General features: G+C 38.4%; 28 protein-coding genes. 9 read left to right on the plus strand and 19 right to left on the minus strand.

The window, feature by feature from the left end:
* Nucleotides 1–49: 49 nt before the first annotated feature.
* The 5 genes from IQ236_RS10550 to IQ236_RS10570 all read right to left on the minus strand — a co-directional run bounded on the left by IQ236_RS10550 (nt 50) and on the right by IQ236_RS10570 (nt 6,580).
* Nucleotides 50–1,021 carry an Npun_R2821/Npun_R2822 family protein gene (locus IQ236_RS10550; protein ID WP_193869222.1) on the minus strand — a complete coding sequence of 324 codons (972 nt, stop codon included), beginning with the start codon at nt 1,019–1,021 and terminating at the stop codon, nt 50–52.
* Between the two features lie 69 nt (nt 1,022–1,090).
* The gene (locus IQ236_RS10555; RefSeq protein ID WP_193869223.1) at nt 1,091–2,056 is read right to left on the minus strand and encodes a glycosyltransferase family 10 domain-containing protein; all 966 of its coding nucleotides are present in this window, start codon (nt 2,054–2,056) and stop codon (nt 1,091–1,093) included.
* A 21-nt stretch (nt 2,057–2,077) separates the two neighbouring features.
* On the minus strand, nt 2,078–3,286 hold the full coding sequence (locus IQ236_RS10560; protein WP_193869224.1) for a glycosyltransferase: 1,209 nt from the start codon (nt 3,284–3,286) through the stop codon (nt 2,078–2,080).
* 31 nt (nt 3,287–3,317) lie between these two features.
* Complete coding sequence (locus tag IQ236_RS10565) at nt 3,318–5,327, minus strand: ABC transporter ATP-binding protein (protein WP_193869225.1); 2,010 nt, start codon at nt 5,325–5,327, stop codon at nt 3,318–3,320.
* A gap of 77 nt (nt 5,328–5,404) precedes the next feature.
* Nucleotides 5,405–6,580, minus strand: coding sequence for a glycosyltransferase family 4 protein (locus tag IQ236_RS10570; RefSeq protein ID WP_193869226.1), 1,176 nt, complete (start codon nt 6,578–6,580; stop codon nt 5,405–5,407).
* Between the two features lie 31 nt (nt 6,581–6,611).
* Between IQ236_RS10570 and IQ236_RS10575 the strand changes: the two genes are divergently transcribed.
* Nucleotides 6,612–8,306, plus strand: a complete 1,695-nt coding sequence (locus tag IQ236_RS10575; RefSeq protein ID WP_193869227.1) for a glycosyltransferase family 39 protein — start codon at nt 6,612–6,614, stop codon at nt 8,304–8,306.
* 335 nt (nt 8,307–8,641) lie between these two features.
* Here IQ236_RS10575 and IQ236_RS10580 read toward each other — a convergent pair whose 3' ends face one another.
* Nucleotides 8,642–9,847 carry a glycosyltransferase gene (locus tag IQ236_RS10580; protein ID WP_193869228.1) on the minus strand — a complete coding sequence of 402 codons (1,206 nt, stop codon included), beginning with the start codon at nt 9,845–9,847 and terminating at the stop codon, nt 8,642–8,644.
* Nucleotides 9,848–9,988: 141 nt separating this feature from the next.
* Nucleotides 9,989–10,198, minus strand: a complete 210-nt coding sequence (locus tag IQ236_RS10585) for a hypothetical protein (RefSeq protein ID WP_072718048.1) — start codon at nt 10,196–10,198, stop codon at nt 9,989–9,991.
* 131 nt (nt 10,199–10,329) lie between these two features.
* On the opposite strand from IQ236_RS10585, the gene gloB reads away from it, so the two are divergent.
* Nucleotides 10,330–11,103, plus strand: coding sequence for a hydroxyacylglutathione hydrolase (gene gloB / locus IQ236_RS10590; protein WP_193869229.1), 774 nt, complete (start codon nt 10,330–10,332; stop codon nt 11,101–11,103).
* 7 nt (nt 11,104–11,110) lie between these two features.
* On the opposite strand, the gene IQ236_RS28310 is transcribed toward gloB, so the two are convergent.
* Nucleotides 11,111–11,329 (minus strand): PIN domain-containing protein, encoded by a 219-nt coding sequence (locus tag IQ236_RS28310; RefSeq protein WP_407676150.1) that lies wholly within the window; start codon nt 11,327–11,329, stop codon nt 11,111–11,113.
* A complete protein-coding gene (locus tag IQ236_RS10595; RefSeq protein WP_193869230.1) occupies nt 11,319–11,558 on the minus strand; it encodes a hypothetical protein in 240 nt (79 codons plus the stop codon). Before IQ236_RS10595 ends, IQ236_RS28310 begins: the two co-directional genes overlap by 11 nt.
* 157 nt (nt 11,559–11,715) lie before the next feature.
* Here IQ236_RS10595 and rplI point away from each other — a divergent pair, with 157 nt between their 5' ends.
* Nucleotides 11,716–12,174 carry a 50S ribosomal protein L9 gene (gene rplI, locus IQ236_RS10600; RefSeq protein WP_193869231.1) on the plus strand — a complete coding sequence of 153 codons (459 nt, stop codon included), beginning with the start codon at nt 11,716–11,718 and terminating at the stop codon, nt 12,172–12,174.
* A 93-nt stretch (nt 12,175–12,267) separates the two neighbouring features.
* On the opposite strand, the gene IQ236_RS10605 is transcribed toward rplI, so the two are convergent.
* Nucleotides 12,268–13,395, minus strand: a complete 1,128-nt coding sequence (locus IQ236_RS10605; protein WP_193869232.1) for a hypothetical protein — start codon at nt 13,393–13,395, stop codon at nt 12,268–12,270.
* Entirely contained in the window at nt 13,396–14,961 is a 1,566-nt protein-coding gene (locus tag IQ236_RS10610) for an AAA family ATPase (RefSeq protein ID WP_193869233.1), read from the minus strand.
* 135 nt (nt 14,962–15,096) lie between these two features.
* On the opposite strand from IQ236_RS10610, the gene dnaB reads away from it, so the two are divergent.
* Nucleotides 15,097–16,446, plus strand: a complete 1,350-nt coding sequence (dnaB, locus tag IQ236_RS10615; protein WP_193869234.1) for a replicative DNA helicase — start codon at nt 15,097–15,099, stop codon at nt 16,444–16,446.
* 82 nt (nt 16,447–16,528) lie between these two features.
* Nucleotides 16,529–16,852, plus strand: coding sequence for a DMT family transporter (locus IQ236_RS10620; RefSeq protein ID WP_228041543.1), 324 nt, complete (start codon nt 16,529–16,531; stop codon nt 16,850–16,852).
* A gap of 94 nt (nt 16,853–16,946) precedes the next feature.
* On the opposite strand, the gene IQ236_RS10625 is transcribed toward IQ236_RS10620, so the two are convergent.
* Both IQ236_RS10625 and IQ236_RS10630 read right to left on the minus strand, forming a co-directional pair.
* The gene (locus IQ236_RS10625) at nt 16,947–17,528 is read right to left on the minus strand and encodes an FKBP-type peptidyl-prolyl cis-trans isomerase (protein ID WP_193869235.1); all 582 of its coding nucleotides are present in this window, start codon (nt 17,526–17,528) and stop codon (nt 16,947–16,949) included.
* A 90-nt stretch (nt 17,529–17,618) separates the two neighbouring features.
* Nucleotides 17,619–17,945, minus strand: coding sequence for a phasin family protein (locus IQ236_RS10630; RefSeq protein ID WP_193869236.1), 327 nt, complete (start codon nt 17,943–17,945; stop codon nt 17,619–17,621).
* A 134-nt stretch (nt 17,946–18,079) separates the two neighbouring features.
* Between IQ236_RS10630 and IQ236_RS10635 the strand changes: the two genes are divergently transcribed.
* Nucleotides 18,080–18,436: a zinc ribbon domain-containing protein gene (locus IQ236_RS10635; RefSeq protein ID WP_193869237.1), complete on the plus strand. Its 357-nt coding sequence runs from the start codon at nt 18,080–18,082 to the stop codon at nt 18,434–18,436.
* A gap of 203 nt (nt 18,437–18,639) precedes the next feature.
* Here the strand turns inward: IQ236_RS10635 and IQ236_RS10640 are convergent, their stop codons facing one another.
* Entirely contained in the window at nt 18,640–18,885 is a 246-nt protein-coding gene (locus tag IQ236_RS10640; RefSeq protein WP_193869238.1) for a type II toxin-antitoxin system HicB family antitoxin, read from the minus strand.
* Nucleotides 18,886–19,041: 156 nt separating this feature from the next.
* Nucleotides 19,042–19,287 (minus strand): type II toxin-antitoxin system HicA family toxin, encoded by a 246-nt coding sequence (locus IQ236_RS10645; protein ID WP_193869239.1) that lies wholly within the window; start codon nt 19,285–19,287, stop codon nt 19,042–19,044.
* Nucleotides 19,288–19,483: 196 nt separating this feature from the next.
* Between IQ236_RS10645 and hemC the strand changes: the two genes are divergently transcribed.
* Nucleotides 19,484–20,446 carry a hydroxymethylbilane synthase gene (gene hemC, locus IQ236_RS10650; RefSeq protein WP_193869240.1) on the plus strand — a complete coding sequence of 321 codons (963 nt, stop codon included), beginning with the start codon at nt 19,484–19,486 and terminating at the stop codon, nt 20,444–20,446.
* Between the two features lie 75 nt (nt 20,447–20,521).
* Nucleotides 20,522–21,199, plus strand: coding sequence for a glycoside hydrolase family 108 protein (locus tag IQ236_RS10655; RefSeq protein WP_193869241.1), 678 nt, complete (start codon nt 20,522–20,524; stop codon nt 21,197–21,199).
* Nucleotides 21,200–21,254: 55 nt separating this feature from the next.
* Here the strand turns inward: IQ236_RS10655 and IQ236_RS10660 are convergent, their stop codons facing one another.
* A complete protein-coding gene (locus IQ236_RS10660; RefSeq protein WP_193869242.1) occupies nt 21,255–21,812 on the minus strand; it encodes a hypothetical protein in 558 nt (185 codons plus the stop codon).
* A 234-nt stretch (nt 21,813–22,046) separates the two neighbouring features.
* Between IQ236_RS10660 and glgA the strand changes: the two genes are divergently transcribed.
* Nucleotides 22,047–23,492 (plus strand): glycogen synthase GlgA, encoded by a 1,446-nt coding sequence (glgA, locus tag IQ236_RS10665; RefSeq protein ID WP_072718063.1) that lies wholly within the window; start codon nt 22,047–22,049, stop codon nt 23,490–23,492.
* Between the two features lie 107 nt (nt 23,493–23,599).
* Here glgA and IQ236_RS10670 read toward each other — a convergent pair whose 3' ends face one another.
* From IQ236_RS10670 to IQ236_RS10680, 3 genes are all read right to left on the minus strand, one after another.
* A complete protein-coding gene (locus tag IQ236_RS10670; protein WP_193869243.1) occupies nt 23,600–24,025 on the minus strand; it encodes a DUF1824 family protein in 426 nt (141 codons plus the stop codon).
* A 201-nt stretch (nt 24,026–24,226) separates the two neighbouring features.
* Complete coding sequence (locus tag IQ236_RS10675) at nt 24,227–24,976, minus strand: pentapeptide repeat-containing protein (RefSeq protein ID WP_193869244.1); 750 nt, start codon at nt 24,974–24,976, stop codon at nt 24,227–24,229.
* A 109-nt stretch (nt 24,977–25,085) separates the two neighbouring features.
* Nucleotides 25,086–25,436 (minus strand): hypothetical protein, encoded by a 351-nt coding sequence (locus IQ236_RS10680; protein WP_190515294.1) that lies wholly within the window; start codon nt 25,434–25,436, stop codon nt 25,086–25,088.
* Between the last annotated feature and the right edge of the window lie 481 nt (nt 25,437–25,917).

The raw sequence follows: 25,917 nt of genomic DNA on the forward strand, positions 1-25,917 counted from the left end.
CCTCTAATGGATACTAGGAGTTAGGAAGAGAATTTTTAATCACTTATCCTTAACGACTTAAGTTTAATTTTCTCAAAATGCGCTTAACAAGACTCGGTTTGGAACTTGCATTATAGGGAACGCCTGGAGTTGTAAAGACAGGGCGTTTTTCGGGTTCATGTAAATAGCGATAATGTAAAAACACATCTCGGTAGGGAAATTCAACGTTTTTACCTTTACAGACCGCTTCCATCACACTTGGCATAATTCCAATGTAATGAAAGTACGTTAAGGGATTGCCTTTATCATAAAGAATATGATCTTTTTCTTTAAAATGACTAGAGGTAACGCTGTTCCCCGTTCTAATGCTGTTCGGTAAGTAATAGGCAAAGTTATAAATGGGGATTCCTGAACGCATGAACATATAATTCAAAACAGGTTGATCTCCTTTGGGATATAGAATTTCTAATTCTCCTCCCTCTTGCAAATTGGATAGTAACCATTTACATTTTTCTTGTTCAAATAATCCTCTTTTCGTTGCATAAAACCCAGAACAAAAAATTTGACAATCAATTAACTCTTGCGGAAAAACCTGGGTTAATTTAGAAGATTTAAGATTATAAATTCTCTCCGGTTCAAAATGCTGAAAATCATAAACAACACAATCATATTCATCTAATTTATTAAAAATAAAATCAAGCGGACTCATTAATAAAGTATCAGCATCCATGTAAACAAACCGTTCAAAAGGGCCATTAAAGCCACAAAAGCGACGATGAGCTCCATAAAGCCTATATTTTTTATTGGTACTGGCGGGACTGGCTCCAGCCATAAATTGATCCCAGTGATTAATAATTTCTTGATTATTATATAAACTGACATTCGGACGTCGTGCAATTTCCGCGCTTAATCGTTCTAACCGATCATCAAAGGGAAACACACAAACGGGGATTTCTGAGCCTGAATTTGCATCAATACTGTTGAGTAGTGCTACGATTTGATCGTAAACTACATCATTCCCAAGGGTACAAATTCCCTGCATACTAATTCCTCCCTTTTCTTTTTATAAATTGTTGAGATGATGTTAGCCGAGCATTAAATATAGAATAAATTAGAGGTTAAACGCTTCTGTAAACTCGGATAACCAATTCAATAAATTCAGTTTGTGTAAAACAATCTGTCGAGCTTCTGCGATCGCCGATTTTGCTTCTAACCAAGCGTCAGGACTACTAATAACATCTCGAATATAGTATAATCCCTTTTCATCTAAATTGGATAATCTTAAGAAACTCCCTGGAGGCAGTAAGCGATCGGCTGCTGGCCCTCCATAATAAATGGGGAGACACCAAGCCAGTAAAGAATCCCACAGTTTTTCCGTCACATACCAATCATTATCAGCATAATTTTCAATTGCCAAGTTGTAATAATAAGGGGCCATTCCGTACCATTTATTTTTTAATTCTCCAGATGCTTTCACCCAAGCAGGTAATCCCCGACCATAAAAATCAATTTCCCGATTTTGAGCTTGTAAGGCTTTCAAAAAATCTAATCGTTTCCGATGATTAGCGGTGCGATTAATTCCCGATGTAATCCAGCTACAAGCTTTGACTTTTTCAGGTGGATTCATTTCATTTAACTCGCGAAACGAGTTGGAATGATACCAAATGGCAGGCATATAATCGGGAGTGGGAGCTAAATCATCGGGGCCAGAAATGTAACCGCAATACTGTTTGGCTGTTTCATAATTGCTTTTATTCGTTTCCACCACTTCTTCTAAAGGAGGTTCTCGTAATAAATAAATCATCCGCTCTTTAGGAACGCCTCTAAACTTTTCTCGAATATCAGGTTGAGGTGGTTGAGGTTTCAGGGTTTGTTTTAAGCGTTCTTTCCACGATAATTTTTTAACGGGTTTCCAAAAATCAAATTGATAAAGTAACAAAAAATCTGGCTGAGGATGATTGGCTTGAATGCTAATATTCCTCCAGGTGCCAAAACTATAAGGTGTTTGTTGCCAAAGCCAATCACTTTGGTTTAAGCCGGGATAGCTGGTAATCATGCCAACAATTTTTTCAGTCATGGTTTATTCTAATTGAATGATTTATACGGCAACGGAGGGACGCATCGGTTCTGGAATCTGTGATAAAATTTTAGCAATCCGATTTTCCCAGGAAAACTGACGAGCAAATTTTATATTTTCTGAATATCCCTGTGGTTTGCGCGGATATTGTTCTAAAACTTGCTCCAGACATTGAGAAAATAGATGAGGTTGATCCGGTTCACACCAACCCGATATGATATTAGCAGACTTAAACTCCATTAGAGGTGGAATTTCTGTAGATGCAATGGGGGTTCCTGATGCTAGATAATCAAAATATTTTAGGGGAGAAGTAAACGTAGCCGCTTGAGTCAACAGATGGGGATGAGCCAGGATATCAGCCGCTTGTAATAAACTCGCCAGTTGATTTTGAGGAAGAAACCCTAAAAATTCAACGTTATCTACTTGTTTTTCTTGGGCTTGGGTTTGATAAGCGTTGACGTGGGATACATCACCTCCTGCAAATACAAACTGAATGTGGGGTAAGGTTTTAGCCACATCAATCAATAAATCAATCCCTTTAAATGAATATAATCCTCCTGAATAAACCACTAAATACTGGCGTTGATTTTTAAGAAGTTTGTTTCGCCATTGTTGAGCCTCTTGCGGTTGCCGAAATAGAAAAAAATCATTACAACCGTTATGAAGAGTAATAACTTTTTCGGGAGGCATTCCATTCTGAATCATGCTGTCTCTAACAGTATCAGCTACGGTAACAGTAATGGGTAACAAAGGACTATTGACGATTTCGGGTTCAAATTTCCATTTTTCATGATGATGCTGTTCAAAAATGGCGGGAACGCCGGAACGAATCGCTAATTTGGCAAATCCCCAATGGCGAGTATGAACAATTTGGGCAGCAGGCTTGATAAAAGTAGGAAAATAATATTTGGAAACAATCGTATTCGAGTGCGTCCATTTTCCGCCCCAACTGCGATCAACAGGCCAAGGTCGAGGTAGAGGAGCCACTTTTAATTTGTTTTGAATATTATAAGCTTGAACAAGTTCGGCTTCTGGGGTTTGGGGTAAGAAAGGATGCAGCAATTCCTGGGGATTAAATGGAGTCATTGCTTTGTGAAGGTAAGTTAATACCGTTGAGTAGCCTAAATTCGCAGCGGCATTAGCAGAATTAACAACTTGTACCAAGCTGGCAACATTGGTTTGTGGCAGAACATTTCTAGTGTAAAAAATATAATGTTTTGGGGGTGACATAAGATGAATACCTCTCAGTTTTAGGGTAGCTTTAGATTCTATTATTCAAGCGAATTTTTACACTTTGTTCAATAAATTCTAGGCTATCTAGAATAAACGTTGCTGAACGGTAGGATTCATTCAGAAGTTCCTGCCGTTCTTCTGGATCATCCACTAACTCATCAGCGAGTAATTGTAGGAAACCAATCATGGGGTTCAGGCGGCTGCGTACCTCATAGGAACTGCGAATAATGGCGCGATCGCGAGTGGCTTCATCAGCAAATTGCATGGTATAAAGTTGAGCATATTTTCCGCCTTTTGCCAGGAGTTGATCATGGGTTCCCACCTCTGCCAAACACCCTTGATCTAAAACAGCAATTTGATCCGCTTTTTGAATGGTGGATAAACGGTGAGCAATGACAACCGTTGTCCGATCATGACTGAGTTTATCGATCGCTTCTTGAACTAAACGTTCAGAAACCGTATCTAAGGCACTGGTAGCTTCATCTAAAATTAGGATATCGGGATTTTGTAAGATGGCTCTGGCGATAGAAATTCGTTGACGTTGGCCACCGGAAAGTAAAACCCCGCGATCGCCAATGGGGGTCAGAAACCCTTGGGGTAACTTAGTAATAAATTCCTCTGCATTGGCTTGTTGAGCCGCAAAAATAATTTCTTCATCGGTAACATCAGGTTTAGCATAGGCGATATTATCTCGAACGGAGGCATTAAATAGGAAGGTATCTTGACTGACAATTCCCATTGATTTTCTTAGACTTTGTAAGTCAAAATCTCGTAAATCTTGACCATCAATTACTATAGAGCCGACCGTTGGATCATAAAATCGGGGAAGAAGATCTGCCAAGGTGGATTTTCCCGCACCAGAACCCCCAACTAAAGCTAAAGTTGTACCACGCGGAATATACAGGTCAATATTCTGAAGCGCGATTTTGTCATGACCGGGATAGGTAAAAGAAATATTATTAAAATGAATCCCTTCTTGAAGTCCTGTAAAGGAAATGGAACCGAATTTCATAATCGGTTTATTATCCCGTCTTAAAAACTCGCCAATAATGTTAATTGCTGCCACCCGTTGAGCTAAGTTACTCCGAGCATTATTGAGTTGAGAAATCAGAGGTAAGGTACGAAATAGGATAAACAAATAGGTGAGTAAAATTGTGGATAAGGCTGTAATTTGATCTTGGGATAAAAAGAATTTCCCAATCACAATTAGCACTAACAAAACCAGCATATTCACCACTTCATTGATGGGGGCAATCGCTGCTGACGCCATTTGTGCTTTATAATCGGCTTTTTCTCGTTCCCGAATTAACTTTTTAAGCTGTTTATATTCTGGGTTTTCATTAGCAGTGGCTTTCACTAAGCGAATTCCATTCAGAACTTCCATCTGCTTAATTGAATAATTTCGCGATACTTTTGATAGCAAATTTCCTGATTGTTTGGAGTTATGAATAATATATTGATTTAAAATAGTGACAATAAATAGCAATAAACCTGTTGCTAAGGTGAGTTGCCAAGAAATCGAGAGAAGAATGAGTACAAAAACAAAAATCGTGATCGATGTGGTAAACATCCCAATATAAATCCCAATCGCACTGGAAGCTCGGGCAATTTCTCCCCCTAATTGGTTAATTAAATCTCCGACTTTTGTTTTTGCATAGAAATCTAAATCCACATCTAACAGTAACTTTAATCCCGCTTCGCGCATATCACAAGTTAAGGCACGACCGAGGGAACTAGAAACTAAGCTACTCCAATAGGTGGTTAAATTTTTTAAAATTAACGCCACTAAAATTGCCCCGGCCATTAATCCCAAGCGATAAGGTTCTGGAACATCACCAAAAGGAGCCAGGATCTTTTGTATTAAAGGCGGAGCACCTTTCATTTCCATTTGTTGACCGAGGAGATTTAAGACAACCGGAACAATTAAGGTGGTACTAACGCCACTAAAAATAGCTCCAGAAAATCCTAATAAGATTGTCAAGATAATCCTAGTCGGATATTGTCGTGCATATTGAACTAAATAGTTTTTATTAAGCATACTAAAGTTTTATAATTAATCCCATCCTAGCTAGGAAATTGATGGCACTGTACCGCACCTAGCTTCAAACTCAAATTCTAATGCAGTTTATCAATAACCTCCTGTAAAATAACAGCCATTGCATCGATACTGTAGTTCTCAAGACATCGCTGCCGAGCTTTCCAACCTCTCGCTTGGGCTTCTTCAAAATGATCAAAAATCCTCCCAAGGGTTTGAGCAATTTGTTCAGGTGAACCTGACTTGACTAAATATCCAGTTTCCCCCAAAATTTCAGGAATATCTCCAACTTGGGTTGCTAGAATCGGTTTTGCCATGGCCATTCCATCGGTTAGCTTTAATGGAAATTGAGCTTGCGCTGCGGGAACATCTCGTTGAGGAACCACAACAACATGGGCAGCGGCAACCACTTCAGGCATCATTATAGCTGGAGTTTTTGGTAACTTAATGATCCATTGTCCCCATCGTTGCATTAATTGTTCGTCATACTCATCATAAGGGCTTCCTCCCACAATCACCAATTTAATATCTTTTTGATTGAGTTGTTCCAAGGCAATCAGAACATCTTCTAATCCTTTATAGGGTCTAGGCGCTCCCGGAAACATTAAAATTCGGTAGTCCTTCAATCCATACTGGAGGCGACTGGCTTCTGGATCATAACGCTGGGGATCAAATAAGGTGGTGTCTTTTCCATTGGGTAAATAAATGCCGCCAAAGCGTTGCTTTAAAAATTCGGTATGAAGGGTGATACAATCGGCTTGAGAAACCAACCGTTCAATCCATTTTAAATAAAGGGGATAATCGGGTTGTCTTAAAGAGCCATCAGGTTTAAGCAGATCTCTTCCCAGTTGTTTGAGGGAAGGTTTATATTGGTATTGTTCTCCCCCATGCCAGCTTAATTCCCAATCATCAATATCTAAAATCACAGGACGATGGGTTTGCCATCTTTTGAATAAAGATAAACCAAAGCTGGTGGGTTTGAGTTTATAAGCATAGATGATGTCCCCGGTAATCTGCTGTAACAGTTGTTGAGCAGATTTAAAAAATTGAGGATAATAAGTTTCTTTGATGATAGAAACAATTGGAATATCCTCGCTCAGGGTTAACGTTTCATCTGTTGCTTGAGTGAAGCCGACAATTTCGATTTCACAGTTGATTTTTTTCAGCGCTTGAGCTAGTAAAAAGGGGCGAACGGCTCCTCCCCACCTTCCGGCTCCACTACTGGATAAATCACCAACCACGATTGAAATTTTCATAGTAAAACGGGCTATCCTTGGTTAACTTTTTATGAAAGAAGGTAATAAATTAGGTTTTTTTCCCAAATCTTTATCCCTCGAAACCTTACTAATTGCAGCAATTATCATTAGCATTTTTATTAGAGTTCTCAACTTAGGAACCCGTGAGTTTTGGTACGACGAAGTATTATCCCTCCTCTTATCGACCGGACAGAAAACTGCTTATGTTACTCCCAAGGATGTCCCTGTTGTTTTAGCTAATTATACTCTACTCCTGAATTTACCACCGGAGTCTAGTTTTAGTGATATTTTAAGAACTCTAGTCAGTCTGCTCAAAGGAATTGTTGCAGAACCTCATCCCTTTTTATTTTATATCAGTCAGCATTTTTGGTTACGGTTATTTGGCAATAGCGAAATTGCCCAACGCAGTCTTAACACATTACTGAGTCTATTCAGTATTGGTTGTGGTTATGGTTTCGGACGAACTTTGTTCGGATATCGAGGCGGTTTATTATTTGCAGCTTTATTAGCGACTAATCCTTTCTTTTTATTCCACTCCCTGAATGTCCGAATGTATGCTCCGTTAGTGTTATGGACAATTTTAAGTGCTTGGGCTTTAATTCAGTTAATGGGTGTTGATCAAATTCAACCTCAAAACACTCTAATTGAACATAAAACACCCCTAAAATTGAAACAACAACTGTTTTGGACTGGGGTATTAATCGCTTCTGTTGTGGCGGGATGTTTAACGTTTTATTTATTTGCTTATTGGGTCATAACTTTAGCCGCTTTAGTCTTATACTTAGATCGACATCACTGGTGGCAACACGCTTTACGTTTAGGAACTGGAGTATTAATTACAGTTCCTTGGGTGTTATGGGGAACTCGTCAACAATTACGGAATGCTGACTTAGGACGATTTAGCACTCCTCCCGGTTTTTTTGCCACAATGGTACAGCATTTACAAGATGTTGCTTATCTTTTAGGGGTGCAATTAGGGGTAGGAGATTGGATTACCAGTATTCCGGTTTGGGTTGCAGTAAGTACGGGTATTTTCTGGATTATTGTTTTTACAATTGGCAGTATTCGTCTGTGGAAACTGGGAGAACATCGACGGTTAGGGACGGTATTAATTTTAGGAATCTTCCCTCTGTTCTTAGCTTTACTAGCGGATATTGTTGGTAAAAAATTTACAATCGGTTTTGGTTGGGGAAGAAGTTTGATGATTATTCTTCCGGGTTGCTTATTATTGATTACGTTATTAATTCAAGGCATCAAAAAAGAACCGTTATATCGTCTGACAGCAACGGGTTTAATTCTGGTTTATTTAACGATTAGTATTGGCGACTATAGTTTAAGACCTCGGCAAATGTTTCATCAAATTTCTGATATTATTGCCCAAGAACCAACCACCCCGACCTTAATTGTCATGAATTCTAAAGCTTGGGGTTATGTTAACCGTTTAGCTTATTATATTTCTCCTCAATATCCTGTGTCTTTATTGGCTCAAGAGTCTGCTAAACTTACTCCAGCTTTGGAAAAATTGTTAACTTCTCAAACCTTACCCTATGGAAGAATTATTGAGTTAGAAGTTGCTGAACCTGTTTGGTCTGAACCGACAACAGAAACAGAACGAGAAACCCTTCAAAAGATTTTACAATCTCAATATAAACTTAAAAATAATCAGTTACTTCAAGGAACGATGGATCTTGACGAATTTACTGTTAATGTCTATCAACGCTCTTAATGTTTTAAGTTAAATATGGGAAAAATTTACACTTCATTTTCTGGCTATGTTCTCTTAAAAAATAGCGATCGCTCTTAACGCATCTAATGGTTTTAAGCGAGTTATTTTAGAAATATGAATTTTATCAGACATCATAAATTAATCGTGTAAAATAGGTGAATTAATGTCTGTCAAAAGCAATTTTCGCCAGTTTAACGACCTTGAGAAATTTTATCATGTCCTTTTATACGTTCTTAAATGGGGCTTGGTGGTATGTAGGATTAATCGTTCAACTTTATTTTATTTTTCCATTCTTAATTTGATCATGATTTTAAACAGAATCGCCAAACTCGCCATCATTTCACTTCCGTTACCCGCCAACTCAATTTTAAATTCAGCCAGAAATTCCAAAACGTCACCAGTGCGATCGCAATAATTTTGGATATATAGGCATTCATTCCAAATACATTAAACAGGAGATTGACAATTAAGACGTTTAAAATTAACCCCGATAAACAAATTAAGTTAAACTTTACAAAGCGTTTAACCCGTTTTCCCATGCCTTTCTGATGGCTAGAAATATCTCCAAATGTCCAAATATCATTCCAAAGGAAATTATTCAAAATTGCCACTTCTGCGGATAAAATTGCACTTCGGGTTAAGGCTAAACCGATAACAGTATAAAGGAGATAAAACACTCCCATATCGACAAAAACCCCACTAAACCCCACAATTCCAAATCGCAAAAACCGCATTACAGGCCATCGGGCTAACCGTAATTTCACTAAATGTTGTAAATATTCAATATATTGTTTCCAAGTCACTTTGCTTTCCCCTTCTAAGCGTTCTTGGAAAACATAACCCACTTCTCCCACCCAACGAATTTGACCCCGACCTAACACTTCAATCAGGATTTTATAGCCCACCGGATCAAGGGTTTTTCCAGCAATTGCTTCCCGTCTGACCATAAAATACCCACTCATTGGATCAGAGACTCGACCAATGACACCGGGTAAAATAATTAATCCTAAAACCTGTGCGCCTCTCGATAAAAACCGCCGAATTACACTCCAATCACTAACGCCTCCCCCTTCAACATGGCGGCTGGCAACGGCTAAATCTGCACCCTTTTCTATTTCTCCTAAAAGTTGTAATAAACTTTCGGGAGGATGTTGTAAATCGGCATCAATAACCCCTAAAATTTCCCCTCTGGCTGCTTGCCAACCTCGGATAACGGCTGTTGATAATCCCCGTTCTTCTTGACGTCGCATTACCCGCAGTTGAGGAAATTCTGGCATTAACTCTGCTGCCACTTTCCACGTTAAATCCGGGCTATCATCATCAACAATAATTAACTCATATTGATTCGGAATTGTTGATTCTAATAACTGAGTTAATTGTTGAACAATAGCCCGAACATTTTCGCTTTCTTTATAAGTAGGAATCACCAAGGATAATCGAATCGCAAATTCACCTAATTCCGTCGGAATAGTGGCTTGTGTCGGAATTTGTAACGGCTCTGTTGGAACAGGAAGAAGGGTATTCATTTCAGGCAAATTCATCGGGTCTTACCTCATTAATGTCTGATTTAATCGAATCGATAATTAATTCGCTTTAAGAAGAAAACTAAATGATCATTAAGCTCATCCCATAATTCTCCTGACAAACTGTTCCCCGCACCCTGTTTTTCCCTTAACTAAAAATCACATATCATTAAATTTGAGCCGACCTGTTTGCACATAATCAAAAACTCGATTAATTTGGTTGCGTTCAGGCTCAGTAATATCTTTATCGGATAAAATAGCAGAGGTTAACCTCAAATAGTCAGAATGACTAAGTTGACCAGAATTGATAATCCGATCCGTCATTTGAGTAATTGAGATTTTAGAGCGAGTTTGAATTGTCCAGAGCATCTCAATTGTTACCTCTCTTAATTTAAGCCTTAACTCATTTTGCGAGGAGATTTGCTAAACTACTGACGCACACCCCACAGAAAATTAACTCTTCTAAACCCTGATCAAATCATCCCAGGAGATTGGTTTTTATGCAAATTGAACGAATTTCAGCCCTCTCTGATAATTATATATTTTTACTGCATGATCCCCATCGGAATATTGCCGCCGTTGTTGACCCCGCAGAAGCCTATCCTGTTTTACAACATTTGGAGACATTAGGAGCCGAATTAGTTGCAATTTTTAACACCCACCATCACAGTGATCACGTTGGCGGAAATACCCAACTGATCCAACACTATCCCAATCTTACGGTTTATGGGGGTGCAGAAGATCGAGGTAGAATTCCGGGCCAAAAGGTCTTTTTAAAACAAGGGGATCAGGTTCAATTTGGCGATCAAGTTGGGGTGATTTTATTTGTTCCGGGTCATACAAAAGCCCACATTGCCTATTATTTCCCGCCTCAAAATGCTGATGACCCTGGTGATTTATTTTGTGGGGATACTCTATTTGCCGGGGGATGTGGTCGTTTATTTGAAGGAACTCCTCAACAAATGGTGACTTCCCTCACTCAATTCCGTAATCTACCTGATACTACCAGAGTGTGGTGCGCCCACGAATACACCCTGAATAATTTAAAATTTGCTTTAACGGTAGATGCTGACAATTTAGAGTTACACAATCGTTTCCAAAATGTCAAGTTAGCTCGCAGTCAAAATCAACCGACCATTCCCTCAACTATTGGTTTAGAAAAACAAACTAACCCGTTTTTACGGTGGGATATTCCTAGTTTGCAAACCGCAGTCAAAAGTCATGATCCGATCCAAACCTTTGCTCGTTTGCGAGGAATGAAGGATCAATTTTAAGGTAATTTTAGAGTTCCCAATCTTCAAGTTGCCAGTTGGGGACTCGCCCCAATTCTCTTGTATTGTGAGTGACTAGAATTAAATTTTTAGCTAAAGCGATCGCCGCAATTTGCACATCATAGGGGCCAATGGGTGTACCTAAAGCAGCTAATTGGGCGCGAATTTCTCCGGCAATTTTAGCTGATTTTTTATTTAAAGATAAACTATTAAATAGCTCAAAACAAATTCTCCCTCATTTCATATTGTCCTTGGTTTTCTCGAACTAATGGTTCACCCACCCAGCCACCAATTACCTCCTCAAAAAACCCAGGTTGCCAATCTTCATGTTTGAGGGTTTCATCAGATACTTGAAAGCACACAATCCCTTCTAAGTCTCTATCTTTAAATTCTGCTGGCATTTGTACTCGTAATATTCCATCTTGACCAATGTGTCCTTTGAACTGAATACTTTCCATAGCAGCCTCCAGGGTAAATTCGGCTCCAACTCAGTTTGTATTGTACTACGCAATTACAAGTATCCTAAACCGGGGTCAGGTTGATCATGGACTTGCGATCGTACCCTAATTTCGTTAATATAGAGTGTTTGGGTTAAAAAAAATATAGGAACTGATCATGGCGAAGCGTGTTCAAGTGGTTCTGACGAAAGATGTCAGTAAACTCGGAAAAAATGGGGATCTCGTGGAAGTGGCCCCTGGTTATGCTCGTAACTATTTACTACCTCAGAGTATTGCAGTTCGGGCGACCCCCGGCATTCTGAGACAGGTAGAACGTCGTCGGGAAGAAGAACGTCAACGGCAACTGGAACTTAAACAACAAGCGGAATCTCAGAAAAAAGCCCTGGAAGCGGTGGGTGTATTCAAAATTGCCAAACAAGTTGGGGAAGAAAATGCAATTTTTGGAACCGTTACTGACCGTGAATTAGCAGAATTAATTCAACAAACTATCGGTCAAGAAGTTGATCGTCGGGAAATTACACTTCCGACTATCAGCAAATTAGGAACCTACAAAGCTCATATTAAGTTACATTCTGAAGTAACGGCTGATGTAGACGTTGAAGTTGTTTCCCTGTAAATTTTTATTGGACTCAATTTAACCGATTTTAACAGGTTTCCCCCATAAGCCCTAACTTCAATTCAGGGCTTATTTTCATTGTACAGCTAAAATTCAAACACGGATTGGGCTGTGAGCAATACAAAAATCTACTACGACCTGGCCAATTTTTTCCCATTCTGGCTTCATATCATTGTTAAATTCTTTAGCAATTTTATGAGGTTCTATTTTTTCCAAATATTTAATAGTATTATCAAGCGTATTTTTTCCAAATCCTAATGAAATTTGACATTGACAATTACTTTTAGTCTTATTACATTTCCAATCAGCTAGACAATCATCATCTATACATTTTAAAATTCTATTGATTTCCAAAACATGACTTTCCCAAAATAATTTATCCTTGGAGTTAGTAGAATCAAATATTTTATACATTAACGTTCCTTCTTTTATATCTAAAAAATGTTTGATCTGATCTCCCCTAATTTCTTGAAGTTTCTGAATTCTTTTAAGTGCATCTTCTCGTTGTTTATCACCTGAGCAAATTCCAAGTAAAATTGAATTAGGGATTAAATTTTCAATTTCGTGTACATCTAGGATCAAAACTTTTGTCCTGAAAAACTGTGAGCTTTGATTTTTATTTTGATCAATTTGTGCTGCGGTACTCCCTAGCTTTCCTTCAGGAGCAATTCGATCACTATCTAAAATACACAGACAGAAATACTTTGTTGTTTTTTGAATATTATCATATTCAGTATCAATTGTATTACCCCCACCACCTCTAGGTTCGTACTCTAACTTAATATTAGCGTTTTTCCATATTAGATAAACTCTAGCTATAGTTTGATAAAAAGAAGTATCACTGCTATTTTCACAAAGAAGTATTGTTTTCTGTATTGACTGGGTATTTTCAAAAAATTTTAAAGGAACTTGAATAACTTCTTGATCGGATAAAGAACTTAATGCTGGTTCTAAAAGATCAGTAATTTCAATGTATCTTGTTACAACAGAAAGATAGGATCTCAACTCAGAAAATTTATTGTAGAGGATAGTATAAATAGCTCGTGTCGTTTTAGATAAGTCTTGACATTGGGTAATTATTTTTAAAGTTTTCCTATCTGAAATTACTAAATGTTTACCTTCTCGAACCGCATTTGCTAAATTTTCTAAAGCTGGAATAGTTTCTGGTTCATCCCAAATATTATTGTTATCAAAAACAGATTGATGAATATTAATCAGCATCTATACAAGCTCCATTTCAAAAAAGCCTAATGGCCAATTTTCTAAATATCCCTCAGCATCAAATTGAGAAGTTCTTACTTGTATTTCTCCAGATTCTTCGGAAGGTTCAAATAAAACAATATTAATATCATCAGGAGAGATTTTTTTCTCAGCTACTAAATGTCCCAGTCGATTAACTAATACTTCACTGTGGGTTTCAATCACTAAACGTAAATCAATATCATTGTTTCTCGCTGCGTTAATTGCTGTAACGAAGGCATCTGTTAAAGTTCCCTGTAAGCGAGGATGTAGATGCAACTCAGGTTGTTCAATGGCATAAGTTACTATTTTTGTTACTTCATTAAGAGACTTAGGTATTAATTGAGTTTTAGATTTTGGAAATACACTTAATAGCCATAATTGAGTAATAATTGGAAGAACTTGTGAAAAACCAAACCCAGTATCAGCAATATTGAGATATTCATTAAAATCCTTATATTTGATCATCAAAGAAATGTTTCCAAGGCTAGTTTTAATTGAAGGTTCAAAACCAAAGTTTTCTAAAGTCCATTCTGAAAAAGTTTGTCTCTGTTTATCACTTAAATTTCGTAAAAAAATTGCTAGATTTTTTCCTTGATGATCAACTTGATCATCTGCTAAATCTTGGTGTGGATAAGATCGTTCTGCCGTTGCCCGCACTGGCCCAATATAACTCATTTGCTGTGATAAGTTAGTTAAAGTGTCGTCACAATTTTTAAAAATTATAGGCAGGGCATTAGCAATGATTAGATCTCTTAATTGTTTAAAATCTTCAGTCTCAATTGTCCATTGCCTAGTTTCTGGTTTCCAATATTTAGCAAACAAGTTAGGGTTCTGAATATATTTTAATAAATTTTCTGAACTGTCTAAACCTGCAAAATACTGAAAAAATGTATATATAATACCAGGTTCATTGGTTGGAAGAAGATATTTATTTATATGTTTATCTAAAGCATTAAATAAACCTCTAAATGATTCTGGATTTAAAAAAATCAAAAACAAATTGTTTAATTTATTGTATAAATTTTCATCAGTTTCTTCATTGATTATTGGTAATAATGAATGACTATAAATTTTTTGAACACTATATTTATAGCCAAAATCCAAAATATTCAAGGAATTCACATAAAACCTAGTGACACATTGATTTTCGTCAAACTCTAATTCAATTTGTGAATCTTCAAACTTCAAATCTATTTTGCTCGTTCTAGTTGTCTGTTTTTCTTTATATTCTGTCACCTGAATTGTTAAGTATATATTAATTGAATTTTTAATAAAATTAATTAATTTAAACTTAAAAGAGAAAGCAATATTATTATCAGAATTCTTCTTGTGAGCATCATGAAAACTTCCAAAATCAACGAAATCACCTGACCACAATATAGGGCCCGTTGTTCTCGACTCTATGCTTTGCTTTAAAAGAGGAAAAACACGGAGAAAGCTACTTTTACCTGAACTATTTTGTCCCAGAAGAACTGTTAAAGGCTTGATTTTGATATCACCAGTATCAGATAAACAGCGTAATCTTTCAACTCTAATAGAATCCATAAATCCTACCTAATCTAATTACTTTTTCAAAACCATTACCAGATGGACTATCTAACCATTGTTGAAAATCGCTAACTATTCTATAATAGAGTTTAACATAAAATCGTCTAATCGGCTTATTAACTAACTCATCCGATGAATGAACCTCAATTTTCCAATATTAGCGATCGCATTCCCCCGCAAAATATAGAAGCAGAAGAAGCTATTTTAGGGGGAATTCTCCTCGATCCAGAAGCCATTAGTCGGGTAGCAGAATTATTACAACCTGAATCTTTTGCGATTAAATCCCATCAAATTATTTATCGGGCAACATTAACCCTACATTTTCAAGGAAAACCCACCGATTTAATGACCGTTGCCACTTGGTTAGCGGATCAAAATTTACTGGAACAAGTGGGAGGACAATTAAAATTAACTCAACTGGTTGATCGGACAGTTTCAGCAGTTAATATTGATCAATATGGTTTATTAGTTTTAGATAAAAAAATCCGTCGCAGTCTGATTACTGGCGGACATACTATTATTGAATTAGCTTATGATACTAGCCAAGATTTAGAAACGGTTCTCGATAAAGCCGAACAACAAATCTTTAATATTTCTCAGGTACGACCCCAACAGGATTTAGTTTCCATTGGTGAAACCTTAATTGATACCTTCCAAGAAATTGAAGACCGAAATGAGGGCATTTCTTTACCCGGTATTCCCTGCGGATTTTATGATTTAGATGCGATGACAGGGGGTTTCCAACGGTCTGATTTAATTATTATTGCGGGTAGGCCATCAATGGGAAAAACGAGTTTTGCTGTCGGTTTAGGACATAATATTGCTAAAGGCCACAAGTTACCGATTGCTATTTTTAGTTTAGAGATGTCGAAGGGACAGTTAGTACAAAGACTGTTATCGAGTGAAGCCAAAATTGAGAGTAACCGCATTCGTTCAGGACGCATTAGTCAATCGGAATGGGAACCCTTAACAATGGCGATTAGTTCCTTAGCGGAATTACCAATTTTTATTGATGATACCCCAAATATTACTGTTACGGAAATGCGTTCAAAAACTCGAAGATTACAAGCGGAAAATGGAGGTGCGTTAGGGTTAGTTTTAATTGATTATTTACAATTAATGGAGGGAGGAAGTGATAATCGAGTACAGGAATTATCAAGAATTACTCGATCATTAAAAGGATTAGCGAGAGAATTAAGTGTACCTGTTATTGCGTTATCCCAGTTAAGTCGAAGCGTTGAATCTCGAACAAATAAACGCCCGATGTTATCGGATTTAAGGGAATCGGGTTCAATTGAACAAGATGCTGATTTAGTCATGATGATCTATCGAGATGACTATTATAATCCTGATACGCCAGACCGAGGAATTACAGAAATTATTATTGCTAAACATCGTAATGGCCCCACAGGAACGATTAAACTCTTATTTGACCCTCAATTTACTAAATTCAGAAATTTAGCCAATCCTCGGTCTAGTTAATTTAACCTCAATTCCCCCAGTCTTAATATTAATTTTAAGTATAATAATTTGAGTATCAAAAAAGACGTACTGGTTAATCAAGATGGAATTCATGAGCGGGATTTATCTAATTTTAGGAATTGTGTTTGAAGTGATGGGGACAACCTGTATGAAGTTATCCCAAGGCTTTACTCGAATCTGGCCTTCTATAGGAATATTTATTTTCTATGGACTGAGTTTTACTTGCTTAACAATAGTCCTCAAAAAAATAGAAGTCAGCCTTGCTTACTCGGTCTGGTCTGGTGTAGGAACGACTCTAATTGCTCTGATTGGAATCGGGTTTTTTCGGGAGTCAATTACTCCGATTAAATTTATATCAATTGCATTGATTATCATCGGTGTAATCGGATTAAATTCAGGTAAATAGATCAAAAACCGGGTTGGTTCATAAAACCTGGATTTTAACCCAGAAATCATGCTTATAAACCCGGTTTATTCGGTAACTTTTGAGGCTCAAAGAATTACTTCACGCCCAATAGTTCCACATCAAAAACTAACGTTGCATTCGGAGGAATGACACCCCCAGCACCGCGAGCACCATAACCTAAGTCGGGTGGGATAATTAACTTGCGACGTCCGCCTACTTTCATGCTCATAACGCCTTCATCCCAACCTTTAATCACCTGACCTACACCAATTTTAAATTGAAACGGTTGTCCGCGATCGCGAGAACTATCAAACTTTTTACCATTTGTTAAAGTTCCGGTATAATGAACTGTAACCGTTTGACCTTTGCTAGGAGATACACCGTCTCCCACCTTCAAATCCTCATACTGTAAACCGGAGTCAGTTGTAATTACTTTTTCTTCTGAATTTGTCATGTTTTGAGCAATAATAGTTTGAGCATTGGACGCAATACCTTGTGCAAACAAAGGATTGCTAGATGGTTTTACTGTTGAAGTCGGGGAAACCGTTTGTTCTACTGCAATAGGAGTGTTTTGATTCGTCGCTTTCGCCTGTTGGACGGCTGTTGTAACTTGAGCAACAACTAACACAACTGTACAAACAATAATCACCCCTAAACTAATTAGAATTTCTCGCAAAATTCATCCTCCTGCGTATACTCATGTACCTTTAGGATTGTTTTCTTAGAGAAAACCCAATCTTTAAGTTTGACATTATTTGGGAACTGTTTAGCGCCAATGACGATTTTCTAAGTCTCTCATCTGACGTTCTAGGCGGTCGAGGCGTCCGCGTAACTCATCAAGTTCCGACTGACGGGGAACCCCCACATCCTGCATTAAATTTCGGAACTGTCGCTGCATCAGGTCTTCTAAACTGGTATGATCTAATCTCAGACCCTGCATCATATCGTCTACAAAGCGTTTAGCTTGCTCTGTATTCATCGTTCCGTCTTTGACCCACTGATCCGTTGCTTCCTGCAATTTTTCCGCTACTAACGATGTTGTACCGATCCCAATCATCAGCAGTTGTCGCAGTAAATTATTTTGATTATCCATTGTTTCTGACCTTATTAGGCTGCTAAAGTGCAAATATAAAGCCTTGCTTTATTTTTAGACTGGCTCACATTTTCTATTTTGTGATATTTTCCCCAAATTCGCAGATTCATTTTTTGAAGGTTTGAACCCTTAAAATGTCCCATTGTCCCCGTTGTCACCAACCTGTTGACTCCCAAGCGGTTAGCTGTCCCCATTGTCAATATCAGCTTAAAGCGTTTGGACATCCGGGTATTCCCCTCTATCGTTCTACGGGGAAGGAATATCTGTGTGAAACTTGTCTCTATCATGAGGATGATACCTGTAACTTTCCCCAACGTCCTTTTGCTCAGGAATGTACCCTCTATCAAAATCGTTCTGAACCGTTAATTTCTACTTCGATTAAACCTCAGCAAACTCTATCTGTTGCGCTCAGATTTTGGCTTCAGCAGAATATTGTTTGGGTTGTTATTTTAGGGTTATTAATTATTAGTTTTATTATAACTCTTTTATAACCCTTTTTTGATTAACTTAAAAATTTTGTTGTCGGGCTTTAGTTCAAAGATCTAAGGGCTAAAACTTAACAACAATTAATTCTTAGAGACAGGGTTTAGTTTATTGGATGTGCGATCGCATTATTAATTAAAATAATCAGGATTTGTACTCAAATCGGTGGGTAAATCTACAACACTTCCAATAACATCCAATTTCATATTTTTTATTTCAAAAAAGGTACACAATCAAATTTTAACTCAAATTTAATCAAGATTGAAGGATGCTCAATGAGTCCAAATTCGGTTAAATTTTCATCTTCTAAATGTAAAGCAACAGCCTCTTGTAAATTATAAACCACATCATCTAAGGTTTCTCCCTGTGTGACTACATTAATATCAAGGCATTCAGCAACATAACCCTGTTGTTCGCCTCGATGAATAATGGCTTGGATATTTTCTTTTAATGACATAGACATAATTTTCCGGTCAACTCAAAAAATAGGGTATGTTACCTTTTAACTTAACACACCCTAGCCTCTATTTACATCGCCTGCAACAATACGTTTAATCTATATTTCTCCATTCAACTTTTCATAACCGTGAATAAGTGGATTTCTTTATCAAGATTAATATTTGTTATAGAAGTAAACCGCAAGCTCTGACTCAGGAATATATTTAGCCGCTTGTTTGAAAATAGCTTTACAGGTTCCTGGATCTAACTGTCGGTGATTAGGGACTGTTAAGGTTTCCTTATTACCTAAATTATAACGGCGTAGTTTAACATGGCTTCCGTTTTGACTATGGATTTCAAAACCAAAGTTACCCAAGATCGAAATAACCTCTTTACCTGATAATACTTTAAATTGGGGCATGATTTATAAGTCATATTTACATAAATTTAATCAATAACAACTTTAAGTGTAGCATATAGAAATTAGACTTAAGATCATCTCATAAAAAATGCCGATACCGAACACCCGCCTCCGTCACACACCTTAACAACATTGACGTCCCTCCTTGCGGTAGGCTAGATCAAGTGACTTTATTTGCTTGTATTATTGCTTTAGTATGTCTGTATCTGCCCCGACTCGTACCGTCCGCATTGCATCGCGCAAAAGCCAACTCGCCCTAGTACAAACCTATTGGGTACAGGAAGAACTTCAGAAACACTTCCCTGAAATCACCTTTGAAGTGCAAACCATGTCCACCCAAGGCGATAAAATCCTCGATGTCGCCCTAGCTAAAATTGGGGATAAGGGACTGTTTACCAAAGAATTAGAAGTAGGGATGCTTGAGCGCAGCAGCGATATTGCGGTGCACTCCCTCAAAGACTTACCGACTCGACTTCCCGAAGGATTAATGTTAGGCTGTGTCTCGGAACGGGAAGATCCGGCAGATGCCTTAGTGGTTCATGAAAAACATAAAGATAAACAACTGGAAACCCTTCCGGCGGGTGCTGTTATTGGGACTTCTTCCCTGCGACGCCTAGCCCAACTCAGACACCATTATCCTCATTTAGAATTTAAAGATATACGCGGCAACCTGAATACTCGTCTGCAAAAATTAGACGATGGAGAGTATGATGCTATTATTCTAGCGGTTGCTGGGTTAACTCGTTTAGGAATGAGCGATCGCATTCATCAAGTTATCGCCCCAGAAATTTCCCTCCACGCCGTCGGACAAGGCGCATTAGGAATAGAATGTCGAGAAGGAGATAGCGATATTCTTGAGATTATTAAAGTTCTTGAACATACCCCCACCGCCCAAAGATGTTATGCTGAACGAGCATTTTTGCGGGAGTTGGAAGGGGGTTGTCAAGTTCCCATTGGCGTAAATACTGCTATTAATGGCGACCAACTCACCTTAACGGGAATGGTAGCAAGTCTGGATGGAAAACGCTTAATTAAAGATACCGTCACCGGAAATGCAACGGATGCGGAAGCGTTAGGAATTCAACTCGCCAATAAACTCAAAGACCAAGGTGCTCAAGAGATATTAAACGAAATTTTTGCTGAAATTCAGCGTAGTTAGTTGACAAATAGGTTAGATATTGATAAGCATTGATATTTTTTGATCAATATCTAACCCTTACCCCAAACTCAAACCATGCCAGAATATCCTGAAGCTTTTAAAACTGCCTTAAAATTTACGTTAAAATGGGAAGCTGGTGTAGGCGATCCCAGAGATTTAGCAGGAACTGTTAATTATGGAATTAGTCAAGGAAGTTACGATACTTATTTACGGAATAAGAATTTAACGTCTAAGTCGGTTCTCCAAATTACACAACCTGAAGTCGAAGAATTATATTATTTACAATTTTGGAAACCCTGTTTAGCAGATTCAATGGTGTTACCGTTAGCGGTAGCCCATTTTGATACAGCCGTTAATTTTAGTGTTAAAGGTAGTTTAGAATTTCTACAAGAAGCCATTGGTGGGTTAACCGTTGATGGAAATTTCGGCGCAAAATCAAAAGCAGCATTAGAAAAAGCCAATAATTTACAAACCGCCCAACGCTATTGTCAAAATCGAATTGATTATCGATATCAACGAGTAAAAGCAAACCCCAGTCAAGAAGTTTTCTTAAATGGATGGTTACGACGAGATCAAGATTTATTGCGGTATGTGAATGAGTTAGGAGGTGTAACGACACCCAAACCTACGCCAACACCAACACCAGCACCAACACCAACACCTAAACCTGTTAGCCAAGCCGAAATATTGAGTAAAATAGAACAGGCTATCGAGTTATTACAAGAAGCCGTTGATTTACTCAAAAAACCCTAATTCATCTTGTATTGTGTTAACAGTTAACGGTTAACAGCTAACCGTTAACCGTTAACTACTTAAAATCAGCTTTACATTGACTTAAAAGGCGAGTGTCATTTTCGCTCACCGTTGGAATTCGATGAAACCCTTCTAAAACAATATTGTTTTTCTCTGTTCCTTGACCTTGAGCCGCCGCGACAACAGCAGTATTGCTAAAACCAATATTATAAGAATAAGCTTCTTGACTGTAACTTTCAATGATGTTTAAATTAAGTTGATTTCCTTGGGGAACTCCGGTAAAACAGTCAAAAGACGAGCGAGGCATATAAAACGCTCCCGTCACTTGACCTTGCTTTACCTCAAACACCATATAAGCTTGTCCAATTTGTTCCGGTTGGGGAGACTGACCATAAAGGTAAACCCCCTCTTCCAAAAAATGATGTTGAACATTAGCCGTTTCTAAAGGAGTATTGTTAGGATTTTGTGAAATTAAAAGCGCCTGTGCTACGGGAATTTCCCCAAAACCCAGGAGTACACTCCAGGCTAAAGTGTTAACAAAAGGGGAAAGTCTGGTGAATGCCTTGTGAAACCGACCCCAGGATGCAATAGAATTGAGCAGTTGATCAAGCATTTTTTGAATCTCCTGCGAAAGGCATCGACAACCGAGTATTTAGCTACAGCATGACTTGACTCGATTTCGGTGAGATTTATTCCTAATTCCAACATACAATATTCTCGGTACAGTGGACATCGCCTTTGGGACTCACTTCGATAGCGAATTCAACGAACTCGAATAAAGCGTTTAATCGGACACCGAGACAGGTATGATAACGTTACGGAGCAACTAAGGGAACGCAAAATTAAAATGCGAATTCTATTTGTCGCCGCAGAAGCGGCACCTTTAGCGAAAGTTGGTGGGATGGGAGATGTGGTCGGTGCATTGCCGCAGGTATTGCGAGCAATGGGACACGATGTTCGCATCTTTATGCCCTATTATGGCTTCCTCCCTGATAAGATCAAAATCCCAAAAGATCCGATCTGGTGGGGAAATACCATGTACCAGCGTTTCGCGGTATTTGAAACGGTATTTCCAAAAACTGATGTACCATTATATTTGTTTGGACATCCATCCTTTATGCCTCGTCGTGTGTACTATGGAGAGGATGAGGATTGGCGGTTCACCTTATTTTCCAGTGGCGCGGCTGAATTTGCGTGGAACTATTGGAAACCCCATATTATTCACTGCCACGACTGGCATACGGGCATGATTCCCGTCTGGATGCACGAAACGCCAGATATTGCTACAGTCTTCACTATTCATAATTTAGCTTATCAAGGGCCTTGGCGTTGGTATTTGGAACGGATTACTTGGTGTCCTTGGTATATGCAGGGTCACAATACGATGGCGGCGGCGGTACAAGCGGCTGATGTCGTGACGACCGTTTCTCCAACTTACGCTCAACAAATTCAAACCGCAGCCTATGGGGAAAATTTAGAAGGGTTGCTATCCTATATCAGTGGCAAAATGACAGGGATTTTAAATGGAATTGATACGAATTCCTATAACCCAGCCACTGACCCTTATATTCCTGAACGCTTTACGGCTGATAGCCTAGAAAATCGTCGCGTCAATAAAGTTGCAATTCAAGAAGAAGTGGGATTAGAAGTTAATTCTAATACGTTCTTAATGGGTATGGTAACGCGATTGGTCGAACAGAAAGGAATTGATCTCGTAATTCAAATTATGGATCAATTTTTATCTTATACCGATTGTCAATTGATTGTTTTGGGAACAGGCGATCGCTATTATGAAACCCAATTATGGCACATGGCCTCTCGTTATCCGGGTCGGATGACAACACAATTATTGTTTAATGATGCCTTATCCCGGCGGATTTATGCAGGTTGTGATGCGTTTGTGATGCCGAGTCGGTTTGAACCTTGTGGTATTAGTCAAATGTTGGCAATGCGTTACGGTTGTGTTCCCATTGTCCGACGTACTGGCGGTTTAGTGGATACGGTTTCCTATAATGATCCGATTAATTATCAAGGAACAGGATACTGTTTTGATCGTTATGAACCCTTAGATTTTTATACCTCAATGGTTCGGGCTTCTGAAGCATTCCGGTTTAAAGATCAATGGCGAGAATTGCAACGTCGTGGCATGAGTCAAAACTTTAGTTGGGAAAATTCCGCTAGAGAATATATCCAACTCTATAGCAATTTGATGGATAACTATGGAGGTGTTCCGAATGAATCAGAACCTGCTCCACCCCCTCAACCTCAACCGAGTTCTAGCGTTGTTGTTTAAAGGTTAATGTTCAAATAAACCGGGTTTCTGGCTGTTATCTTAATCTAAGACATAACATTAAGATGAATCTTTCAGAAACCCGGTTTCTCTAGGGGTTTTTGATCAATTTAAGCAAATAAATCTAACGGAAAATGCCCATATACTCCATTAATTCCATCTTCTTCCGTTGATTGAAAGGAAATTAAAACCCCTCGATATTTTTCTAAATATGGGCTAATATAAAAGGTTTGATGGCGACCATTAAACTTTAAATAAACGGCTCCTTCAACGGTATCTAAAGCATTTTCTTCAACATTTATAGAGTATTGAAAAGCTTTTAAATAATCGGTTAATGCTGTTAAGGCTTGTTCCTTAGAATCTGCACAAATCCCAATCATAAGATATTCAGATTCACGATTTAGCAATAATAATGCTTGTTGAATTTTAGCGTTTTCTGCCTCCGAGATCGGGGAAATAACATCGTTACAAATAAAGTCTTTTAAAAGGGCTTCAGCATCTTTAACCGTTAATGGCATTGGGTCTGGAGAAAGCATAATCAGGTGTCAGGAGATAAAAAACAGGAAAAAAATTGTATCATTAGCAATTGAGACTATTATCTATTATATCAGAATATTGATAGAATAAATGCCGAGATCATCAAAACATTAATGAGGGCTGTTTTATCTCCTATGTCCTGCTATAATTAGACCCCTGAATTTTTAAAGAACTCAGAGGTCTGTAATGTGTTAATCGTTTTAGCGATAGCGTGCATATCGATCAAACGGTTGATTGTTTTTGGCAACAGCACGTTCAGGATCTAAACCCGGAGGAAATTGAGTATTCTCGTTGTAAGTGGCTTGATAAAAATTGACGACTAAATTAGATTCTCGTGAACGAGAAGATTCACATCTGAACTGGTATCTGTAGCTATTTTCGGGGTCTGTATAGCGGTCTGCGTAGGGATCTCTGTAGCGGTCTGCGTAGGGATCTCTGTAGCGGTCTGCGTAGGGATCTCTGTAGCGATCTGCGTAGGGATCTGTGTTTATATTACAGACTATTAGCTCGTCGCTATTTAAGTTAGCATCGCTTAAGTTTGCCCCTTGAAAATTAATGAAATCATCTGTATAGTGGTATCCACTCAGATTAGCATTTGTTAGATTCGCACCACTAAAGTCGGTATCAGAAAGGGATGTATCAGTTAAGTCGGCTCCAGTTAAATTAGCATTGTTTAACTTGACACTGATCAGATCGGCATCATGGAGGTTAGTACCCGCTAAATTCGCTCCACTCAGGTCAGAGAAACGCAAAAAAGCATCCGTTAAGTTTAAGCCACTCAAGTCGGCTCCCGTTAAGTCTGGGCGTGAACCCGTGCTAAATTTCCAATTATTCCATTGTTCAACGCTGCTTTTGAGAAGGTCAAGCTGGGTTTGATCAAAAGCCCAAGCATTACTAGAAAAGCTTGTTAGCGAGAGTAAAGTCACTAAACAAGCTGCTAGTAATGACATAGTGAGTTTCTTCATGGTTGATCTGCTGTTTGAGGGTTAGGTGCAAGCTCAGGAGCCAGGAAACAGGAAAATATCTGCTTTGACTCTTGAGATTGCTTAAAATTCTAACTCAAATTAAAGCGAGAACATCCTTTTGAGACGAATGGTCGGATAATTTTAATATTGGGTTAATGTTCCACGATCGAGGTAAGGGAGAATCACTACTTTCCTCAGTCTTCTGAATGGGGACTAACATCGAGTCCGTTGACCGGATGATCATTTCGCCCCGCCCTAGCGCTTCGCGCCATTGTCGTCCGATTTTCCAAGCATGGAACTTGATCGCATTCCATCGAGGGTTAACGGGGTATCCCGCATACCCAGACCGTAAAGCTGGAATGCACAGATCATCAAGGGGAGTATAGACAAATACTCCTTCAGCTAATTGCACTTTTTTGAGTTGATTTTGATTTTGCTTGAACATGGACGTCACCCCCTTTTATGTTTTACAGTCGTTTGCTTGTGCAAATAGTCTGATATTCCCCTTTACTGAAGTAAAGCGGTTTTGGGTTGATTAAAATCCCAGCAAAAGCACCCCTTTATTTTTGAGTGTTTCTACAACATTTAATGATGCAAAAACATAACAAATAAAGGTAAGCAAAAGCCACCTAGAGGGTCTGATCTCCCCAAGATTTACGGAGAATATTTGACTTAGACTTCGGGTATGTCTTACCCTACTTTTGGAGAGAGTCAAAAAAATTTGACGTTTTGAACGTTGCTACGTCTTCAATAGCCGTTGACGATGGGTTTAAGGTAATCGTCAGCGATATATTTTTGCTAACCCAAGTTAACAAGGGAGTCTGAAAGGTCATCCCCCATACAGGGTATATCTATCTTCATCGCGCCGATAATGGATTCAGCGCTAACCCTGATTTTGTATCCTTGTGCGATACTTTTGAGCTCGA

This window comes from Planktothrix mougeotii LEGE 06226 (assembly GCF_015207485.1).
GTDB lineage: Bacteria > Cyanobacteriota > Cyanobacteriia > Cyanobacteriales > Microcoleaceae > Planktothrix.

Coding starts and splice junctions, on each gene's coding strand:
- IQ236_RS10675 (WP_193869244.1), bottom strand. CDS start 24,976: ATGTCATTACTAGCAGCTTGTTTAGTGACTTTACTCTCGCTAACAAGC.
- IQ236_RS10645 (WP_193869239.1), bottom strand. CDS start 19,287: ATGCCCCAATTTAAAGTATTATCAGGTAAAGAGGTTATTTCGATCTTG.
- IQ236_RS10670 (WP_193869243.1), bottom strand. CDS start 24,025: ATGCTTTCTCCAGACCCAATGCCATTAACGGTTAAAGATGCTGAAGCC.
- IQ236_RS10550 (WP_193869222.1), bottom strand. CDS start 1,021: ATGCAGGGAATTTGTACCCTTGGGAATGATGTAGTTTACGATCAAATC.
- IQ236_RS10620 (WP_228041543.1), top strand. CDS start 16,529: ATGGAATTCATGAGCGGGATTTATCTAATTTTAGGAATTGTGTTTGAA.
- IQ236_RS10680 (WP_190515294.1), bottom strand. CDS start 25,436: ATGTTCAAGCAAAATCAAAATCAACTCAAAAAAGTGCAATTAGCTGAA.
- IQ236_RS10595 (WP_193869230.1), bottom strand. CDS start 11,558: ATGGAAAGTATTCAGTTCAAAGGACACATTGGTCAAGATGGAATATTA.
- IQ236_RS10605 (WP_193869232.1), bottom strand. CDS start 13,395: ATGCTGATTAATATTCATCAATCTGTTTTTGATAACAATAATATTTGG.
- IQ236_RS10630 (WP_193869236.1), bottom strand. CDS start 17,945: ATGGATAATCAAAATAATTTACTGCGACAACTGCTGATGATTGGGATC.
- IQ236_RS10640 (WP_193869238.1), bottom strand. CDS start 18,885: ATGTCATTAAAAGAAAATATCCAAGCCATTATTCATCGAGGCGAACAA.
- IQ236_RS10570 (WP_193869226.1), bottom strand. CDS start 6,580: ATGAAAATTTCAATCGTGGTTGGTGATTTATCCAGTAGTGGAGCCGGA.
- hemC (WP_193869240.1), top strand. CDS start 19,484: ATGTCTGTATCTGCCCCGACTCGTACCGTCCGCATTGCATCGCGCAAA.
- glgA (WP_072718063.1), top strand. CDS start 22,047: ATGCGAATTCTATTTGTCGCCGCAGAAGCGGCACCTTTAGCGAAAGTT.
- IQ236_RS10560 (WP_193869224.1), bottom strand. CDS start 3,286: ATGTCACCCCCAAAACATTATATTTTTTACACTAGAAATGTTCTGCCA.
- IQ236_RS10660 (WP_193869242.1), bottom strand. CDS start 21,812: ATGCTTGATCAACTGCTCAATTCTATTGCATCCTGGGGTCGGTTTCAC.
- IQ236_RS10565 (WP_193869225.1), bottom strand. CDS start 5,327: ATGCTTAATAAAAACTATTTAGTTCAATATGCACGACAATATCCGACT.
- IQ236_RS10610 (WP_193869233.1), bottom strand. CDS start 14,961: ATGGATTCTATTAGAGTTGAAAGATTACGCTGTTTATCTGATACTGGT.
- IQ236_RS10585 (WP_072718048.1), bottom strand. CDS start 10,198: ATGCTCTGGACAATTCAAACTCGCTCTAAAATCTCAATTACTCAAATG.
- IQ236_RS10575 (WP_193869227.1), top strand. CDS start 6,612: ATGAAAGAAGGTAATAAATTAGGTTTTTTTCCCAAATCTTTATCCCTC.
- IQ236_RS10580 (WP_193869228.1), bottom strand. CDS start 9,847: ATGAATTTGCCTGAAATGAATACCCTTCTTCCTGTTCCAACAGAGCCG.
- rplI (WP_193869231.1), top strand. CDS start 11,716: ATGGCGAAGCGTGTTCAAGTGGTTCTGACGAAAGATGTCAGTAAACTC.
- IQ236_RS10655 (WP_193869241.1), top strand. CDS start 20,522: ATGCCAGAATATCCTGAAGCTTTTAAAACTGCCTTAAAATTTACGTTA.
- gloB (WP_193869229.1), top strand. CDS start 10,330: ATGCAAATTGAACGAATTTCAGCCCTCTCTGATAATTATATATTTTTA.
- dnaB (WP_193869234.1), top strand. CDS start 15,097: ATGAATGAACCTCAATTTTCCAATATTAGCGATCGCATTCCCCCGCAA.
- IQ236_RS10635 (WP_193869237.1), top strand. CDS start 18,080: ATGTCCCATTGTCCCCGTTGTCACCAACCTGTTGACTCCCAAGCGGTT.
- IQ236_RS10555 (WP_193869223.1), bottom strand. CDS start 2,056: ATGACTGAAAAAATTGTTGGCATGATTACCAGCTATCCCGGCTTAAAC.